Here is a 16,769-nt window from a genome sequence, read left to right as displayed (position 1 = left end):
CGCTCACCCCATGGCGCGGGTGCCGTCCAGGGACTCCCGGACGATGTCCGCGTGGCCCGCGTGCCGGGCGAACTCCTCGACCAGGTGCAGGAGCATCCACCGGATCGAGACCTTGCCGTCCTCGGGGAACCAGGGCGCCGGCGGCAGCGGGAAGGTGCTGTCCAGGCTCGGGACGGCGGCGACGAAGGCCTCCGTCTCCTGCCTGACCCCGTCCCAGAAGGCCAGCACCGACTCCACGGACTCGCCGTCGACGAGCCGGAACATCTCGCCGTAGGTCTCCTCGTTGCGTTCCCGCTCGTTCGGCCGCTGCTGTGCCAGGCGCAGCCAGCCCAGTTCGCACTCGGCCACGTGCTTGAGCACCCCGGACAGGCTGAGCTCGCTCACGCTCGGGCGGCTCGCGGCCTGCTCCTCGTCGAGCCCGAGGAGGGATTCGCGGATCGCCGTGCGCTGGGCCTCGACGAAGGCGAGGAGGGTGCCGCGCTCGTCGCCGAGGACTTCGGTGGAAAGCTGAGCCATGACCGACCGCCTTGGGTGTGGGATGGGGTGCCGGGGGCTCTTCCCTCCGACACCCCGTACGTTACGGAGCCTTGCGGTCAGTTCCTGTCCGCAATCCCCGCTCAGTTGCCCTCGATCTCCCCGTCCGGGCGGATCGCCGGCAGCGCGGTGGCGGGCTGCGGAAGCAGCGCCTTGGAGAGGTCCTGCTTGCCCGTCGGGTCGAGCCCGTACATCGCCTCGTAGATCTTGCGGACCGCCGGTCCCGACGCGCCCGAGCCGGTGCCGCCCTGCGAGATCGTCATCACGATCGCGTAGTCGCCGGTGTACGAGGCGAACCACGAGGTGGTCTGCTTGCCCTGGACCTCGGCCGTGCCCGTCTTGGCGTGCATCGGGATCTGCTTCTGCGGCCAGCCGCCGAAGCGCCATGCGGCGCTGCCGTCGGTGGCCACGCCGGCGAGCGCCTCGTCGATGTTGTCGCGGGTCTTCGCGTCCATCGGCAACTTGCCCTGCTCCTTCGGCGCGATCTCCTGGACCGACTTCCCGTCGGCGCTGACGACCGCCTTGCCGATGCTGGGCTGGTGGAGCGTGCCGCCGTTGGCGATCGCCGAGTAGACGGAGGCCATCTGGATCGGGGTGACGAGCGTGTCGCCCTGCCCGATGGAGTAGTTGATGGCGTCGCCCTCGCGCAGCTGGTTGCCCTGACGGCAGTTCTCGTAGGCGATCTTCTCGGCGAAGGAGCCGTTCTTCTTGCCGTCGCGGCACCAGGCGTCCTTGTTCGCCTCGAAGAAGTCCTGCTTCCACTTCCGGTCGGGGACGCGGCCGGGGACCTCGTTCGGCAGGTCGATGCCGGTGCGCTTGCCCAGCCCGAACTCGTGGGCGGTCCTGAGGAACCAGTCGTTCGGGTTCTTCTTCGGGTTGATGCCGCCGTCCTTCTTCCACTCCTGGTCCGCGAGGGCGTAGTAGACGGTGTCGCAGGAGACCTCCAGGGCCCGGCCGATGGTGATGTCGCCGTGGCCCTGCGACTCGAAGTTCGTGAAGGTCTGACTGCCCACCGAGTACGAGCTCGGGCACGGGTAGCGGTTGTTGAACGGGTACCCGGCATTGACCGCGGCGGTCGAGGTGACCACCTTGAAGATGGAGCCGGGCGCCGCCTGGGCCTGGATGGCCCGGTTCAGCAGCGGGTAGTTCGACTCCTTGTCGGTCAGGCCGGCGTAGTCCTTGGCGGAGATGCCACCCACCCACGCATTGGGGTCGTAGGTCGGGTTCGAGGCCATCGCCACGACCCGGCCGGTCTTGGTCTCCATCACCACCACGGAGCCGGAGTCGGCCTCGTAGTTGCGGCGGGTGTTCTTGTCGTAGACCTTGCGCGCGTCGATCATCGCGTTGTTCAGCTCGCGCTCGGCGACCGCCTGCACGCGGGAGTCGATCGAGGTCACGATGTTCGAGCCGGGCTGCGCCGGATCGGTCTCGCCCTGCCCGATGACCCGGCCGAGGTTGTCCACCTCGTAGCGGGTGATGCCCGCCTTGCCGCGCAGCTCCTTGTCGTACGTGCGCTCCAGGCCGGAGCGGCCGACCTGGTCGGAGCGCAGGTACGGCGAGTCCGACTTCTTCGCCTTGGCGATCTCCTCGTCGGTGACCGGCGAGAGGTAGCCGAGCACCTGGGAGGTGTTCGCCTGGTCCGGGGCGGCGTAGCGGCGCAGGGCCGTCGCCTCGGCCGTGATGCCCGGGAAGTCCTCGGGGTGCTCGCGGATCTGCAGGGCCTGCTCGGTGGTGGCCTCGTCGCTGACCGGGATCGGCTGGTAGGGGGACCCGTTCCAGCAGGGCTGCTTGGTCTTGGCATCGCAGAGCCGGACCTTGTCGACGACCTCCTGGGCGTCCATGCCCAGCACCCCGGCGAGCCGGGTCAGCACGGACTTGCCCTTGTCCTTCATGGTCAGCAGCTCGGTGCGGTTGGCGGAGACCACGAGGTGGGTCGCGTTGTCGGCGAGCGGGACCCCGCGGGAGTCCAGGATCGAGCCGCGCACGGCGGGCTGGACCACCTGCTGGACGTGGTTGTTCTTCGCCTCGTCCGTGTACTCCGGGCCATTGCGGATCTGGAGGTACCAGAGGCGTCCGCCCAGCGTGAGCAGCAGCGAGAAGACCACGATCTGGATGACGACGAGCCGGTTCTGGACCCGAGGGGTCCGGCCGGTCTCCGGTATGTTGCTCAACTCGATCTCCCCCGGGCGGCTGCCTACGCCCGGCCGAGTCTAGGGGTGTGACCCGTGAGACCTAGAACGGGAAGGTCGTCCGGCCGTGCTGTACGGAGATCCACTTCTGGGTGGTGAAGGCCTCGATCGTGGCCTCGCCGTTCAGCCGGCCCAGGCCCGAGGCCTTCTCGCCTCCGAACGCGGCCAGCGGCTCGTCCCCGATCGTGGAGTCGTTGACGTGGATCATGCCCGTCTCGATCCGCTGCGCGAAGCGGACGCCCCGCTCCACGTCCCGGGTGTGCACCGCACCGCTGAGACCGTAGGGGGTCGCGTTGGTCAGCCGGACGGCCTCGTCCTCACCGTCGAATACCACCAGCAGGGCCACCGGCCCGAAGATCTCCTGGCCCAGCAGCGGGGAGTCCTCGGGGATCCCGGCGAGCACCGTGGGTTCGACCAGGTTGCCGCGCGTAGAACCCCGTACGAGCGCCTGCGCGCCGGATTCCACGGCCTGGTCCACGAGGGCGGTCAGGGCGTCGGCCTGGAAGGAGTTGATCAGCGGGCCGATGTGGGTGTCGGCCTCGTGCGGGTCGCCCGTCTTCAGGCCGCGCACGCGGGCGATGAACTTCTCCGTGAACTCCTCGGCGACGGAGGCGTCGACGAGGATGCGGTTGGCGGCCATGCAGACCTGGCCCTGGTAGACGAAGCGGCTGAAGACGGCCGCGTCCACCGCATAGTCGAGGTCGGCGTCGTCGAGGACGACGAGCGCGCTGTTGCCGCTGAGCTCCAGGACCGTGCGCTTGAAGTGGCGGGCGGCGACCGCCCCGACGTGCCGGCCGACCCGGTCCGATCCCGCGAAGGAGATGACCTTGGGCACGGGGTGGGTCAGGAGCGCATCGCCTATCTCGGCGATGTCGGTGACGAGGACGTTCAGCAGGCCGGCCGGCAGCCCGGCGTCCTCGAAGATCTTGGCGATCACGCCGCCGCCGACGACCGGGGCGTTCTGGTTGGGCTTGATGACGACCGCGTTGCCCAGCGCCAGGGCCGGGGCGACCGACTTCAGGGTCACCAGGAACGGGAAGTTGAACGGGCTGATCACGGTGATGACACCCACGGGCAGCCGCTGGATCCGGTTCTCCTTGCCCTCGACCGGCGAGGGCAGGATCCGGCCCTCGGGGCGGACGGCCAGCTGGAGCGACTCGCGGATGAACTCCATCGCGAGGTGGACCTCGTACTCGGCCTTGGGACGGGTCCCGCCGAGCTCGTCGATCATCGCCTCGACGATTTCCTTCTCGCGCTCCTCGGTGATCCGCAGGGCGCGCTCCAGGACCGCGCGTCTGATGTACGGGCTGGTGGCGGCCCACTCCCGCTGGGCGCGCTCGGCGCCGCGGTAGGCCTGGTCCACCTGCTCGACGGTGGCCACCGTGATGGCCGCGAGCTTCTCCCCGTTGTACGGGTTGACGTCGATGATGTCCCACGAACCGGTACCGGCCAGCCATTCGCCGTCGATGTACTGGTGAGCCAGGTCGCTGAATATGGACATGCCATCCCTTACTGCGAGCGCGCACCCGTGCGCTGCACCGGAGACCGATCGGTCATCATGCACTGATCAGACGTCATACTACGTGCGAATCAAGACAGTTGGAGCAGGCCGCGAAGAAGATCGCGGGTCCGGTCGGGGTCGGGGCAGTCGGCCTGGAGCCGTTCCATCGCCCGCTCGTACTGCCCCACTTCCTCGTCCTTGTCCAGGTAGAGGGCACTGGTGAGCTGTTCCAGATAGACGATGTCCTGCAGGTCGGACTCGGGGAAGCGCAGCAGGGTGAAGGCTCCGCTCTCGCCCGCGTGGCCGCCGAAGGAGAAGGGCATCACCTGGAGCTGCACGTTGGGGCGCTGGGATACCTCGATGAGGTGCTCCAGCTGGCCGCGCATGACCTCGCGGTCGCCGTACGGGCGGCGCAGCGCGGCCTCGTCGAGGACGGCGTGGAAAACCGGGGCGTTCTCGGAGACGAGGACCTTCTGCCGCTCCAGCCGCAGGGCGACGCGGCGGTCGATCTCGGCGCCGGTGGCGCCGGGCATGCCGCGGCTGACGACGGCGTGGGCGTAGGCCTCGGTCTGCAACAGCCCGTGGACGAACTGCACTTCGTAGATGCGGATGAGGGAGGCGGCGCCCTCCAGGCCGATGTACGTCTGGAACCACCCGGGCAGCACGTCGCCGTAACTGTGCCACCAGCCGGTCGCGTTGGCCTCGCGGACCAGTCCGAGCAGCGACTCGCGCTCGGTGCTGTCCGTGACTCCGTAGAGCGTGAGGAGGTCCTCTACGTCTCTGGCCTTGAAGCTCACCCTTCCCAACTCCAAGCGGCTGATCTTCGATTCGGATGCGCGGATCGAGTAGCCGGCCGCCTCACGGGTGATGCCGCGGGATTCTCGGAGTCGCCTGAGCTGGGAGCCCAGGAGGATGCGGCGCACCACAGAACCGCTTGCTTCTGCGGTCACTAGTACTGCCCTCCCCATCGCATTGGCGTTGCGCGTGGTGTGCGCGAGCGTCATCGGGGCCCCCGTACCCCAGGGGCCGCAGTCTGCCACCAAAACGCATCGGCCCGTACTCGTGCTGTAACGGAATCCTGTCTCCGGGAAAAGAAGTCCGTAAGTATGCGTAGGAAGAAATGAGTCAGAACCGTCACGGGAGGGGACAGGTCCGGCGCGTGCACGTGCATCTGCCCTTGCATCCGGCTCCGCCATTCGGAACGATGGTCCCCGCGCACCTGCGTGCTGTTCGCGCCGGCGCCGGACCCACCCCGCAGTTCTTTCTGGACGGAGTTGACCGCTCCGCCCGCGAATCCCGGGAGTGCCTCGCATGGGGACGAATGGATCGACCATGCTCGAGCCGTTACGGCAGGGGCTTCCCCCGGTCGACCCCACGGCTGTCTCCGGGTCCGCCTCATGCGCCCTTCCCGCACGCTTCGACGCAGTGCGCGGCGCCCGCACCTTCACCCGGTCGACCCTGTCCCAGTGGGGGCTCGACGACCGTTTCGACGATGTGGCCCTGGTCGTCTCCGAACTCGTCACGAACGCGCTGCGCCATGCCCTGCCCGAGGACAGGCGCGGTCCGGACGCCGAACCGGAGCCGCCGGTACGCCTGCATCTGATGCGGTGGAGCACACGGCTGGTGTGTGCGGTGCGGGACCCCAGCGAGGACCGGCCCGGCGGGGCGTTCTCACCGGAGCGGACCTCGGAGAACTGCGACCTGGAGTCCGGGCGCGGGCTGTTCCTGGTGGACGCGTACAGCGACAGCTGGGGCTGGCACCCGCTCGCGGGACGGCTGACCGGCAAGGTCGTCTGGGCACTCTTTTTGCTCCAGGACTGAACAACCGACAGCCGCCGATCAGGGGCGTACACAGGACAACTGGCCGGGATTGATCATTGCGATCAGTCCCGGCCAGTGCACGTGCATGGCTTGATTGGGTGCGCTGTTCCGTCAGCCGATCAGATGATCGAACTCGCCGTCCTTGACGCCCAGAAGCAGGGCCTCGATCTCCGCCGGCGTGTAGACCAGTGCCGGTCCGTCGGGAAAGCGCGAGTTGCGCATGGCGACGTCGCCTCCCGGCAGCCGCGCGAACTCCACGCAGGAACCCTGCGAGTTGCTGTGTCTGCTCTTCTGCCACGTCAGCTCAAACAAGGAAGCGAGTTCTGCAGCTGCCATCCCGTTGTACGCGTGGTCCACAGGAAGCCCCCGATAGTGCAGATGTCAACTCCTCCGGATCATAGCTGTGTTCATGAGCGGCTGCATGGGCAGATGCACGTGCACGCGGGGTGGTCCGTTGATCACTCAGAGGTTGGTGCTCAGGGGCGAAGGGCTTCGGACACCTCGTCCAGCGAGTCCAGGAGCTGCGCGGCAGTCCCGCGCAGGACCCTGCCCGGGTGCACGCCGGTCCGCCGGCACCGCCCTGACCTCGTCCCACTGCGGCACCCGGCGCTCCCGGACCGCCTCGGCGCCCGCCTCGGTGGCCCCGCGCAGCGCCCCCGCCGGATCGGCGGCGCCGGGCACCGGGGCCTGCCCGCGGTCCGGGAGATGGGCCTCCAGCAGCATGGCGGACCGGCCCAGCGCGGCCGGCGCTTCCCCCGCGCCGTCGGCGGCCGCGTGGGACAGCCCGCGGTGGCGCACCGGCTCCCCGGCGATCCGGAAGAGACGGCCCGGGCGGGCCCCGGAGTACCTAGCGCGCCAGCGGCCTGCGCCGGCCGCCCATGTGGGCGCGGTCGGCGGCCGCCGTGCCGTCCTCCCAGCCCGCGTGGTCGGTCGCGCCGCGCAGCCGGGTCGTGGTGGTCCGCGGGAACATCTCGTCCGCGCGCGAGGTGACCGCCACGTCCCGGGCCACCAGGGCCGGCAGGTTGTCGGGGGCCTCCGTCGCCGCGTGCTCGGCGGTCTCGGTGAGCCGGTGGCCGAGCCGGCTGGCGTAGGCGAGCAGGAAGGACTGCCTGAAGGTCTTCGTCCGCTTGCGCCCGGCGGAGCGCTGCGCGGCCTCCGCACGGGTCATCGCCGCCGTTCCCTGGACGAGCAGCGAGGTGTGGAGCAGCTCCACCGCCTCCAGGTCGCTCTCGAAGCCGACCACCGTGGAGAACCCGAAGCCGCTGTTCCACACAGCCCGGCAGCGGTTGGCGGTGGCCACCGCGTCGAGCAGCACCGCCTTCGCCTCCTCGTACGGCGGCTCGACGCCGATCCGGCACGCTCCCGGGACCTGCGCCGGGCCGCCGCCGCGGGCGGCCAGCAGCGCCTCGTCGACGGTGTGCCGGGCCATCAGCTCCTGGGCCTTGGCGCTGAGCGCCTCCGCCTCCTCCGGGAAGGTGGTGGCCTCGGCCTTGGCGAGAAGCGCCCGGATCCGGCCCAGCATGCGGGGCTCTATGTGGGCGTGCTCGGCGAGGGCGTCGGCCGGGTCACCGGGCAGCGGACCCACCGGCTCGATCGAGGGCAGCCGTATCAGCAGCCGCAGCACCTCCAGGAAGGCGGTGGCCAGCGTGAAACGGTCGGCCCGTTCCCGCTGCGCAAGCCGGTCGGCGTACTCCTCGTCGCCCGCCCACCACACCTCACCGGCGCCCCAGCGCGCCGGCAGCCGCGCGTAGCGGCGCGCCTCGGCGGCGATCAGGTCCCCGGCGATGCGCAGGTGCCGCTCGTCGAGGTCCCGCCGGACCAGCCGCAGTACGTCCGCAGGCTGCCAGCCCCGCTCCCAGCCCTGGCGCACGTACGCCTCCCCGCGCGCGAGCAGCTCCCTCCCGACCGCGGCCCAGCCGCCCTGATCGGCGACGAGCAGCGAGGCCCCGGTGTCCAGCCCGGCATCGTCCTGGGCGTAGAGGGCGGCGGCGAAGGCTCGGTCGACGATCTCGGCAAGGTCTCTCACCCCTCCAGTCTTCCAGCCCGCCCGCCGATCCAGCTCCGGCCGTCCCAGCCCCACCGGCGTTCGAGACGCACCCACCCAGCCCCACCGGCATTCGAGACGCACCCACCCAGCCCCGCCAGCGTTCGAGACGCACCCACCCAGCCCCGCCAGCGTTCGAGACGCACCCACCCAGCCCCGCCGGCGTTTGAGGCGCACCCACCCAGCCCCGCCGGCGTTTGAGGCGCGGGGTCCGGGGCGGAGCCCCGGCAACGGCGCCGCACCGGCCACGACCGGCACGGCACAGCGACCCGGCGGCCCAGCGGCCCAGCGACCCGGCACGCCGGGGCTCCCCTGTCAGACCCCGGTGGGACACTCGCACCCATGAGCGACCGCACCCCCCGCTGGGCCCTCGCCGAGGACGGCGACGGGTGGTGGCACGCCGCGCCCGTACCCCCCGCGGACGGAGTCCGGCTCCGCGTCCGCGACCCCGCCGAGGCGATCCGCTCCGCCCCGCCCGGCACCCGCTGGGTCTGGCGGTCCACCGCCGCCGTGTACCCCCGCCTGCTCGCCGCGGGCACCCGCGTCGAGCGCTGCCACGACATCGAGGCCGCCGAGCTGCTGCTCCTCGGCCACGAGGGCCGCTCCGGCGAGCCCCGCTCCGCCGCCGCCGCCTGGGCCCGGCTCACCCGCACCCCCGTACCGCCCGATCCGCGCCCGCGCGCCGTCGAGCCCCGCGCCCAGGACTCCCTGTTCGACCCGCAGCCCGCCCCCGTCCCTCTGGACGCCCTGCTCGCCATCCACGCCGACCAGGCGAAACGGCTCGACGCCACCGACCGCCCCGACCGGATGCGGCTGCTCACCGCCGCCGAGTCGGCGGCCTTCCTCGTCGCCGCCGAGATGAACCGTGCCGGTCTGCCCTGGCGGGCCGACGTGCACCGGGCCCTGCTGACCGAGCTGCTCGGCGAGCGGTACGCGGGCGGCGGCGAGCCCCGGCGCCTCGCCGAGCTGGCCGACCGCGTGTCCGCCGCCTTCGGCAGACGGGTGCGCCCCGATCTGCCCGCCGACGTCGTCAAGGCCTTCGCCGGAGCCGGGATCAAGCTCAGGTCCACCCGCCGCTGGGAGATCCAGGAGCTGGACCATCCCGCCGTCGAGCCGTTGATCGAGTACAAGAAGCTGTACCGGATCTACACCGCCCACGGCTGGTCCTGGCTCGCGGACTGGGTCCGCGACGGCCGCTTCCGCCCGGAGTTCATCCCCGGCGGCACCCTGACCGGCCGCTGGGTCACCAACGGCGGCGGCGCCCTGCAGATCCCCAAGGTGATCCGCCGGGCGGTGGTCGCCGACCCGGGCTGGCGGCTCGTCGTCGCCGACGCCGACCAGATGGAACCGCGCGTACTCGCCGCCATCTCCCGCGACCCGGCCTTCATGGAGGTCGCCGGGGAGGCCTCGGACCTCTACACGGCCGTGTCCCGCCGGGGCTTCTCCGGCGACCGGGACAAGGCCAAGATCGCCGTGCTCGGCGCGGTCTACGGGCAGACCTCCGGGGACGGCCTGAAGAACCTGGCCGCGCTCCGCCGCCGCTTCCCCCTGGCGGTCGCGTACGTGGACGACGCCGCGAAGGCCGGGGAGGAGGGCCGGCTCGTACGGACCTGGCTGGGACGCACCTGCCCGCCACCCGCCGGCTCCGGCGACGGCGACGAGGCCGGCGACGGCGGCGTCGACCCCGGCGAGGGGTACGGCGAGGGCGAGGCGGGGACCCCGCAGGACCGGGAGGACGGCTGGACCCCGAGCTACGCCTCCACCAACACCCGGGCCCGCGGCCGGTTCACCCGCAACTTCGTGGTCCAGGGCAGTGCGGCCGACTGGGCGCTGCTGCTGCTCGCGGCCCTGCGGCAGGCGACCGTCGGCATGCGGGCCGAGCTGGTCTTCTTCCAGCACGACGAGGTGATCGTGCACTGCCCGGCCGAGGAGGCCGAGGCCGTGGTGGAGGCGATCCGCGCCGCCGGTGACCGGGCCGGCCGGATCGCCTTCGGCGACACCCCGGTCCGGTTCCCGTTCACGACGGCGGTCGTGGAGTGCTACGCGGACGCCAAATGAACCCGCCCACGCCGGTTTCTAGTTGCTGGTCCGGTTCCACCCCGGGGCGAGGGCGATCTCGTGCAGCTGCTCCATCGTCAGCATGGGCGAGTCGCGCGTGGGCGTACCGTTCGGATCGGCCGCGTTGAAGGAGGAGACCAGCACGCGCAGACCGTCCTTGCGCAGGGTGTCCACGCTCCACTGCATCACGTCCTTGCCCTTCGTGGCGCGCCCCACCATGGGCTTCACCCTCGTCCCGTCGGGCCGCACGGTGGCATCGGCCTCCGTGAAACCGATGTTGCCCTCGCCCTTTTGGACGTTGATCTGGACCAGGGACTTTCCGCTGCCGTCGTCGAGGACGACATAGCCGTACTCGCCCTCACCGCCCTTGGCGACGACGGGCAGTGCGACTCCGAGTCCGTTGATCAGGTGCTCCAGGGCGGCCCCGGCGTTCCGGTCCCGCAGTGCGGTCGGCCCCTCCACCTGGGGGACCTCGGGCTCGACCGTCGGCAGGTCGTTCAGCGCCGGCTGCCATGCCGGTGAGGTGACCAGCGTCTTCAAGTCCTCCGTGGCCAGCGGCGGATCGGTCCGGGAGACGGGGGCGCCCTTCTCGGCCGCCGCGTTCCACTCGGACGCGCCGACCAGGAAGCCCTGGGGGGTGACGAGCGTCGCCGACCACACCTTGGTGTCCACCCGGCGGTCGGGGTACTCGTACCCCTTGTGGAGCATCAGCCTGGAACCGTCGGCCAGATACTCGGTCCGGCAGTCGTCGTAACCCTGCAGGCTCTTGTCCCCGCACTCGGTCTGCGCGCGCGCCAGGCTGCCCTTCGGATCGACCCGCTGTAGGCGGACGGAGACGGCGGACTTCCCCTTCCCGTCGTCGTACACGCCGGAGACCCAGGGGCCCAGCTCGTCGCTGGTGCCCCGCGCCTCCGCCTTGGTGAGCGCTCCGCCCGGCAGGAGCGCCTTCAGGCTCGCGATCAGCTGCTCGGCGGTCACCACGCCGGTGCCGGTCCGCGGCTGCTTCCCGTTCCCGCCCGGCACGGTCGACGGCGCCGCGACGTCGACCCGGTCCGCGGCGCCCGGGCCGTCGAACAGGCCGCCGGTGTAGGCGCCCGCCGCGGCGATCACGGTCAGGGCCAGCGCGGAGGCACCGGCCACGGCGGTCCGGCGGCGCGCCACCAGCCGTCGGCCGCGCTGCTCGCCCGCTTCCGCGAGGGCGTTCCGGTCGGTCGTGAACCCTTCCCCCGCACGCCGCAGGGCCTCGCCGAGTTCGTCTTCAAAGGGCATGTGGAACCAGACCTTCCGTTTGCAGGGTGGGGTGGGGCGCGGGAGTGACCGGAGCGACCGGAGCGGAGCGGCCCGGAGCGAATCCGAAGGGACCCGAGCCGAGCGGTTCGCGCCGGTCTCAGAGATCCGCGAAGGCGGAGAGGCTGCCCCCCAGCTGCTCGCGCAGCCGGGCGAGCGCCCGCGAGGTCCGCGTACGGACCGCTGCCGAGCTGGTGTTCATCGCGTCGGCGGTCTCCTCGACGCTGCGGTCCTCCCAGTAGCGGAGCACCAGTACCGCCCGGTCCTTGGGCGCCAGCCGCCCCAGCGCCTCCAGCAGCGTCAGCCGCAGCGCCGGATCCTCGCCGCCCGTCGCGGGCGCGCCCGGGTCGGGCAACTCCCCGACCGGGCGCTCCCCCGCCGAGCGGCGGCGCTGGTGCGTGAGGAAGGCCCGTACCAGCACCGTCTGCGCGTACGCCGCCGGATTGTCGATACGGGAGATCCGCCCCCAGCGCAGGTACATCCGCCCCAGGGTCTCCTGCACCAAGTCCTCCGCGAGGTGGGTGTCCCCGCTCGCCAGCAGGCACGCCGACCGGTACAGATGCCCCGACCGGCCCGCCGCGAACTCACGGAATCCACCCCCGCGACCGTGCCGCATCTGCTCCCCCTCGCGTCCGTCACACCACACTGACGCGTCGGCCGTGCGGAAATGTTTCATCGCCCGCCGGAAGTCCTCCCGGGAGCATTCCCCGGAGTCCCACCCGGAGGACCGTGCCCTGCCCCGGAAGCCGGTCAGCCCAGGCCGTGGAAGTACACGTGGAACTCCTCGCGGACGAAGCCCTCGGCCTCGTACAGCCCCTGCGCGACGGTGTTGTCGTACGCGGTCTCCAGCTGCACCCCGGACACCCCGGCCTCGCGGGCCCGGCGCAGCACCTCGCGCAGCAGCGCCCGGCCGGCCCCCGTGCGGCGGCCCTCCGGGGCCACGTACAGGTCGTTGAGGACCCAGGCGGTCCGCAGCGAGAGCGAGGAGAACCCGCGGTAGACCTGCGCGAAGCCGACCATGCCCGCCTCCGGGACGTCGGCGAGCAGGACCAGGGACTCGTCCTTTGCGATCCGCTCCGCCAGGAAGGCCCGCGGGGCGTCCGGGTCCTCGATGTCCACCTCGTAGAAGTCGAGGTAGCCGCGGAACAGCACGGCCGCCGCCTCGACGTCCGCCTCGCCGGCGGCGCGGACCGCCACCCCGGGCGCGGATGCCGGTGCCGAGTCCTCCGCCGGGGACGGGACGTCCTGCTGTGCCGCCGCCTGTGCCTGACCGTTCATGTGCGTCTCCCTCAGGGGTGTTTCGCGCGCGCCGCGGACCATTGTGCGCGGGCGACCGGTCGCCCGGACTCTCGACTGCCTACGCTACGGCCGGAGTCGGCCGCCGCGAAGGACCGGCCGCACACATGACGACACGGGCCCCGGGACCGAAGTCCCGGGGCCCGCCGCTGATGTGGCGTCGGTCGTCCCGCCCGCTCACGACGGGGGCTGGGCGGGGAGCGAGTAGACCCGGTCGGGAGTCACGATCTTGGTGATCGCCTCCCCGAAGAGGGTGCTGGGCTCCTGGTTCTCGTACGAGATGTCCGTGTTGAGCAGCACGACCAGCGTGGCCTCGGCCTCCGGGAGGTAGAGGACGAGCGAGCCGTAGCCCGGCAGGGAGCCGTTGTGGCCGATCCAGCCCTGGACCTTGAAGATGCCGAGGCCGTAGCCCGCGCCCGGGATCGCGTCGACCACGTCCAGCCGCTGGGCCTGGGTGGCGGGGGTCAGCAGGGTCCCGGTCGCCAGGGTCTTCGCCCAGCTGCGCAGGTCGGAAAGGTCGGAGATCATCGCGCCGGCCGCCCAGCCCCAGGAGGGATTCCAGTCGGTGGAGTTCTCGACCTTCCCTGAGGCCGTCTGGTTCGTGTAGCCCTGGGCGTGCGGCCGGGGAAAGTCCGCGCCCGTGGGGAAGAGCGTGTGCTTCAGCCCGGCCGGTTCGACGACCTCCCGGTCGATGAACCGGTCGAGGGGGATGCCGCTGACCTTCTCCACCACCAGCCCGAGGAGGATCAGGTTGGTGTTGCAGTAGTAGAACTTCGCGTTCGGCTCGAACAACACCGGGTGCTTGAACGAGTAGTCGAGCAGTTCCTGCGGGGTGAAGGGCCGCTCGGGATTGCTGGTCAGCGCCTTGTAGAAGCCCTCGTCCGCCGAGTAGTTGAAGAGCCCGCTGCGCATCCCGGCCAGCTCGCGCAGGGTGATCCGGTCGCCGTTCGGCACCCCGTCGACGTACTTGCCTATGGGGTCGTCCAGCCCGACCTTGCCGTCGTCGACCAGTTCCAGGAGGGCGGTGACGGTGAAGGTCTTCGTCACGCTGCCGATCCGCATGTTGAGGTTCGGGGTCATCGGCGCACCCGTGCCCTTGTCGGCGATGCCGAAGGACCGTACGTACTCGCCCTTGCCCGGCGCCGACACGGCCACGATCACACCCGGGATCTTCGCCTCGGCCAGGACCTTCCGGATGGCGTCGTCCAACTGTCGGGCCACGGCGGGGGTCAGCCGGGCGAACTCGTCGGAGGCGGACGTCGGCGTCGGCGTCGTCTTGGGCGTGGGTGTCGGCGTGGGCGTCTGGGCTGCGGCCGGCGCCGTCGCGGTCGCGGTCCGTGTGTGCGCCGCCGCGTCCCACCCGTACACCGCGCCCGCACCCGCGCCCACCGGACCCACCACCAGTGCGACGGCCGCCCCGCCCACGGCTGCACTGCGCCAACGTGTCGTCATGCCCGGCCTCCTCGCCCGCCAAGCCACAGACCTCCACTCCACGCTAGACCTGTGCCGGCGGGCGGGCGACCGGGAGCCGGGAGGACTCGCCGGGCAGCGAGGGAGGCGGCGAAGAAGTCTAAAAATCTATTCTAGAAATGCCGCTGTACCGGCCAGACTTCCCCCATGACCGGTCGCACTCCCGGCGCACGGCCGGAACCCGACGAGCAGGAGCCCGCCGGCTTCGGGCCGCCGCCCGCACCGTTCGGCCCGGATCCCGCCCCTCGTCCCCCTTCGCGTCCGCGGCTGCGACCCGCCGTCGCCGTCGCGGCGGTGGCCGCCGCCCTGCTCCTGATCGGCGGCGGCTCCTACCACCTGACGGTCCGCACCGGCGTCGGCGTCCCCGCCCGGCCCGCTGCCGGGCCCTCCGGTTCCCCCTCGGTCGACCAGGGCGACGGCAAGGGCCCCGGTGGGACCCCCGGCGCCTACGACCCCAACGCGGGCATCCGGCCGGGTGAGGCCCGGGTCTGGCTGCGCGACAACCGGACCGAGGTGGCCGGTTCGGGGACCGCGCAGTACGGCCCGTGGCGGGTGGGGGACGCCGTGGTCGGCGCGATCTCCAGCGGGCTCACCGCGTACGCCGTGGCCGACGGCCAGGAGAAGTGGAAACTTTCGCTCCAGACGCCGCTGTGCGGGGTCCCACCGGCCCCGTCCGCGACCGGCGTACTCGTCGTGGCGGTGAAGGAGAGCGCTTCGGACACCTCGCGGTGCACCCACCTCCAGCAGATCGACCTCGCCACGGGCAAGGCGGGCTGGAAGGTTCCGGTACCGCCCGAGAACGAGCACGACAGCTCGGTGCAGTTCGAGCTGGCGATCAGCGGTGACACCGTGGCCGTCGCGCGGCCCGCCGTCATGAGCGGCTTCTCGGTCACCGACGGCCGCAAGCTGTTCGGCACCTCGAAGACCAACGGCTGTTACCCGTCCGCCTTCGCCGGGGGCTCGCGGCTGATCGGCATCCGCCACTGCCCCGACCCGAACGGCGCCCTCGCCTCCGGCCAGGCGATGGTCGAGGAACTGGATCCGGCCACCGGCGGCGCGCGCTGGAGTCACAAGTACGACCGGGACTGGACCGTCGGCCGGGTGCTCTCCATCGACCCTCTGGTGATCGCCGCGCACCACAAGGACAAGAAGACCTGGAACATCACGGCCTTCACGGCCGACGGCAGGGTCCGCTCGCAGACCAACCCGGGCTTCGGGGTCAGCGGCCGGTGCAACGGATTCGGCAACGCGAGCGGCTTCCAGGAGTGCTACGCCGTCGCGGCCGACGCCGACACCCTCTACCTGGGTGCGGGCAAGCCCGGCAGCAGCCTCGGCATCGACGACACCAACCAGGTCGTCGCCGTCGACCTGAACACCGGCAAGGAGCGGTGGCGCACGGCCGAGCAGCCCAAGGAGCGCACCCTGTGGCCGCTCGCGGTGGAGGACGGCCGGGTCGTCGTGTACGTCTCCTCCGGCAGCAGCGGCGAAGCAGGGGCGGTCGTCTCCCTCGCCCCGGCCGACGGGGCGGCGCAGCCCCTCCTGCAGAGCCCGGCCGCGGCTGCCGGCGCCCAGGGCGTCTTCTTCACCCACGGCCTGCGCACCGCCTGGGCGGGCGGACGGCTGTTCCTGCTCAACGGCAGGGTCTACAGCCCGGAGCCGAAGAAGGCGAGCCGCTCGATCCTGTCGTTCGGCAAGTAGGAGGGCACCATGGAGAACCCGTACCCACAGCCGGATCGGCCCGGCGGCCTGTACCAACCGCCGCCGTTCCGTCCGCCGCAGGAACCCGGCGGCCGGGGGAGGAGCAGCAGGAAGAAGGTCGTGGCCGGGATCTGCGCCCTGACCGCCCTGGCGGTCACCGCTGCCGCGACCGGCGTCGCACTCGGCGTCCGCGAGAACCGCGCGAGGGAAGCCGCCGTCCCTCCGGCGTCCGCAGCGGATCCGACGAAGCCGCAGGTCGCGGGCTGGAAGACCGTGGTCAACCCGAAGCACGGCACCGCGTTCGACGTGCCGCCGCAGTGGGAGGTCCTCGAACCCACGGTCTTCAGCGGCCATACGGACAGCAAGGACCGGGAGAAGGTCCTCATCGGGCACACGGCCCCCGCCTTCTACAAGTCCAAGTGGTGCAGCATCGACGCGGACGGAGACGGCCAGGTCTCGGACGTCCGGCTCGCCAACGTCGGCACCAAGGGCGCCGCCGGCGCCAAGAACGCCGCCGAGATCGCCGAGAAGGAAGCGCCCACCTGGGTCTACGCCGCCTACACCCAGCCGGACAAGAGCGCGGTCAAGACGGACAAGCCGGTGGCGTACACGACGAGGTCGGGGGTCAGCGGGAGCTACGTCAAGGCCCGCTCCACGGGCGTTCCCCGCACCAACCACTGTGCCGGCGACGGCCAGGCGGTCGTCTTCGGCTTCAAGAACTCCCGGGGCGACCTCGTCTCCTGGGACTTCTACGGCCGCACGGGCGTCCCAGGCGCCGTCGACGACGCCCTGATCATGCGCGTCCTGAGCACGGTCCGCCTGGCGGGCGACCCGAAGGAACCCTGACCCGCCCCCGGCACCCCGGCCCGCC

General features: G+C 71.6%; 14 protein-coding genes and 1 pseudogene. 4 read left to right on the top strand and 11 right to left on the bottom strand.

The genetic code is table 11. From position 1 onward, the window contains the following. Positions 1–3: 3 nt before the first annotated feature. The 4 genes and pseudogenes from IE257_RS24545 to IE257_RS24530 form a co-directional block, all read right to left on the bottom strand. On the bottom strand, positions 4–516 hold the full coding sequence (locus IE257_RS24545; RefSeq protein WP_189972075.1) for a DinB family protein: 513 nt from the start codon (positions 514–516) through the stop codon (positions 4–6). A 110-nt stretch (positions 517–626) separates the two neighbouring features. After that, a pseudogene (gene mrdA, locus IE257_RS24540) lies at positions 627–2,705 on the bottom strand (penicillin-binding protein 2); the annotation flags it as partial. Between the two features lie 61 nt (positions 2,706–2,766). Further along, complete coding sequence (locus tag IE257_RS24535; RefSeq protein ID WP_189972071.1) at positions 2,767–4,224, bottom strand: aldehyde dehydrogenase family protein; 1,458 nt, start codon at positions 4,222–4,224, stop codon at positions 2,767–2,769. Between the two features lie 89 nt (positions 4,225–4,313). Then, positions 4,314–5,192, bottom strand: a complete 879-nt coding sequence (locus tag IE257_RS24530) for a Sco1979 family transcriptional regulator (RefSeq protein WP_051778785.1) — start codon at positions 5,190–5,192, stop codon at positions 4,314–4,316. A 364-nt stretch (positions 5,193–5,556) separates the two neighbouring features. Here IE257_RS24530 and IE257_RS24525 point away from each other — a divergent pair, with 364 nt between their 5' ends. Then, entirely contained in the window at positions 5,557–6,045 is a 489-nt protein-coding gene (locus IE257_RS24525) for an ATP-binding protein (protein ID WP_372453121.1), read from the top strand. A gap of 111 nt (positions 6,046–6,156) precedes the next feature. Here the strand turns inward: IE257_RS24525 and IE257_RS24520 are convergent, their stop codons facing one another. From IE257_RS24520 to IE257_RS24510, 3 genes are all read right to left on the bottom strand, one after another. Further along, positions 6,157–6,402 carry a DUF397 domain-containing protein gene (locus IE257_RS24520; RefSeq protein ID WP_069920830.1) on the bottom strand — a complete coding sequence of 82 codons (246 nt, stop codon included), beginning with the start codon at positions 6,400–6,402 and terminating at the stop codon, positions 6,157–6,159. Positions 6,403–6,507: 105 nt separating this feature from the next. Next, complete coding sequence (locus IE257_RS24515) at positions 6,508–6,843, bottom strand: hypothetical protein (RefSeq protein WP_189972067.1); 336 nt, start codon at positions 6,841–6,843, stop codon at positions 6,508–6,510. A gap of 49 nt (positions 6,844–6,892) precedes the next feature. Then, a complete protein-coding gene (locus IE257_RS24510; protein WP_189972065.1) occupies positions 6,893–8,071 on the bottom strand; it encodes a DUF2786 domain-containing protein in 1,179 nt (392 codons plus the stop codon). A gap of 360 nt (positions 8,072–8,431) precedes the next feature. On the opposite strand from IE257_RS24510, the gene IE257_RS24505 reads away from it, so the two are divergent. Next, positions 8,432–10,147: a bifunctional 3'-5' exonuclease/DNA polymerase gene (locus IE257_RS24505; RefSeq protein WP_189972063.1), complete on the top strand. Its 1,716-nt coding sequence runs from the start codon at positions 8,432–8,434 to the stop codon at positions 10,145–10,147. An 18-nt stretch (positions 10,148–10,165) separates the two neighbouring features. Here IE257_RS24505 and IE257_RS24500 read toward each other — a convergent pair whose 3' ends face one another. From IE257_RS24500 to IE257_RS24485, 4 genes are all read right to left on the bottom strand, one after another. Then, on the bottom strand, positions 10,166–11,416 hold the full coding sequence (locus IE257_RS24500) for a hypothetical protein (protein ID WP_189972061.1): 1,251 nt from the start codon (positions 11,414–11,416) through the stop codon (positions 10,166–10,168). A gap of 118 nt (positions 11,417–11,534) precedes the next feature. Continuing rightward, complete coding sequence (locus tag IE257_RS24495; protein ID WP_189972060.1) at positions 11,535–12,050, bottom strand: SigE family RNA polymerase sigma factor; 516 nt, start codon at positions 12,048–12,050, stop codon at positions 11,535–11,537. A gap of 134 nt (positions 12,051–12,184) precedes the next feature. After that, positions 12,185–12,712 carry a GNAT family N-acetyltransferase gene (locus IE257_RS24490; RefSeq protein WP_189972058.1) on the bottom strand — a complete coding sequence of 176 codons (528 nt, stop codon included), beginning with the start codon at positions 12,710–12,712 and terminating at the stop codon, positions 12,185–12,187. 195 nt (positions 12,713–12,907) lie between these two features. Beyond that, on the bottom strand, positions 12,908–14,182 hold the full coding sequence (locus IE257_RS24485) for a serine hydrolase domain-containing protein (protein WP_189972056.1): 1,275 nt from the start codon (positions 14,180–14,182) through the stop codon (positions 12,908–12,910). A gap of 165 nt (positions 14,183–14,347) precedes the next feature. Between IE257_RS24485 and IE257_RS24480 the strand changes: the two genes are divergently transcribed. Together IE257_RS24480 and IE257_RS24475 are read left to right on the top strand one after the other, a co-directional pair. Further along, the gene (locus IE257_RS24480; protein ID WP_189972054.1) at positions 14,348–15,898 is read left to right on the top strand and encodes an outer membrane protein assembly factor BamB family protein; all 1,551 of its coding nucleotides are present in this window, start codon (positions 14,348–14,350) and stop codon (positions 15,896–15,898) included. Between the two features lie 9 nt (positions 15,899–15,907). Next, on the top strand, positions 15,908–16,744 hold the full coding sequence (locus IE257_RS24475; protein WP_189972052.1) for a DUF8017 domain-containing protein: 837 nt from the start codon (positions 15,908–15,910) through the stop codon (positions 16,742–16,744). Positions 16,745–16,769: the final 25 nt, after the last annotated feature.

It is taken from the genome of Streptomyces avidinii, from assembly GCF_014650695.1.
In the GTDB taxonomy this organism is placed as follows: domain Bacteria; phylum Actinomycetota; class Actinomycetes; order Streptomycetales; family Streptomycetaceae; genus Streptomyces; species Streptomyces avidinii.
This window is presented reverse-complemented; position numbering and strand designations above follow the sequence as displayed.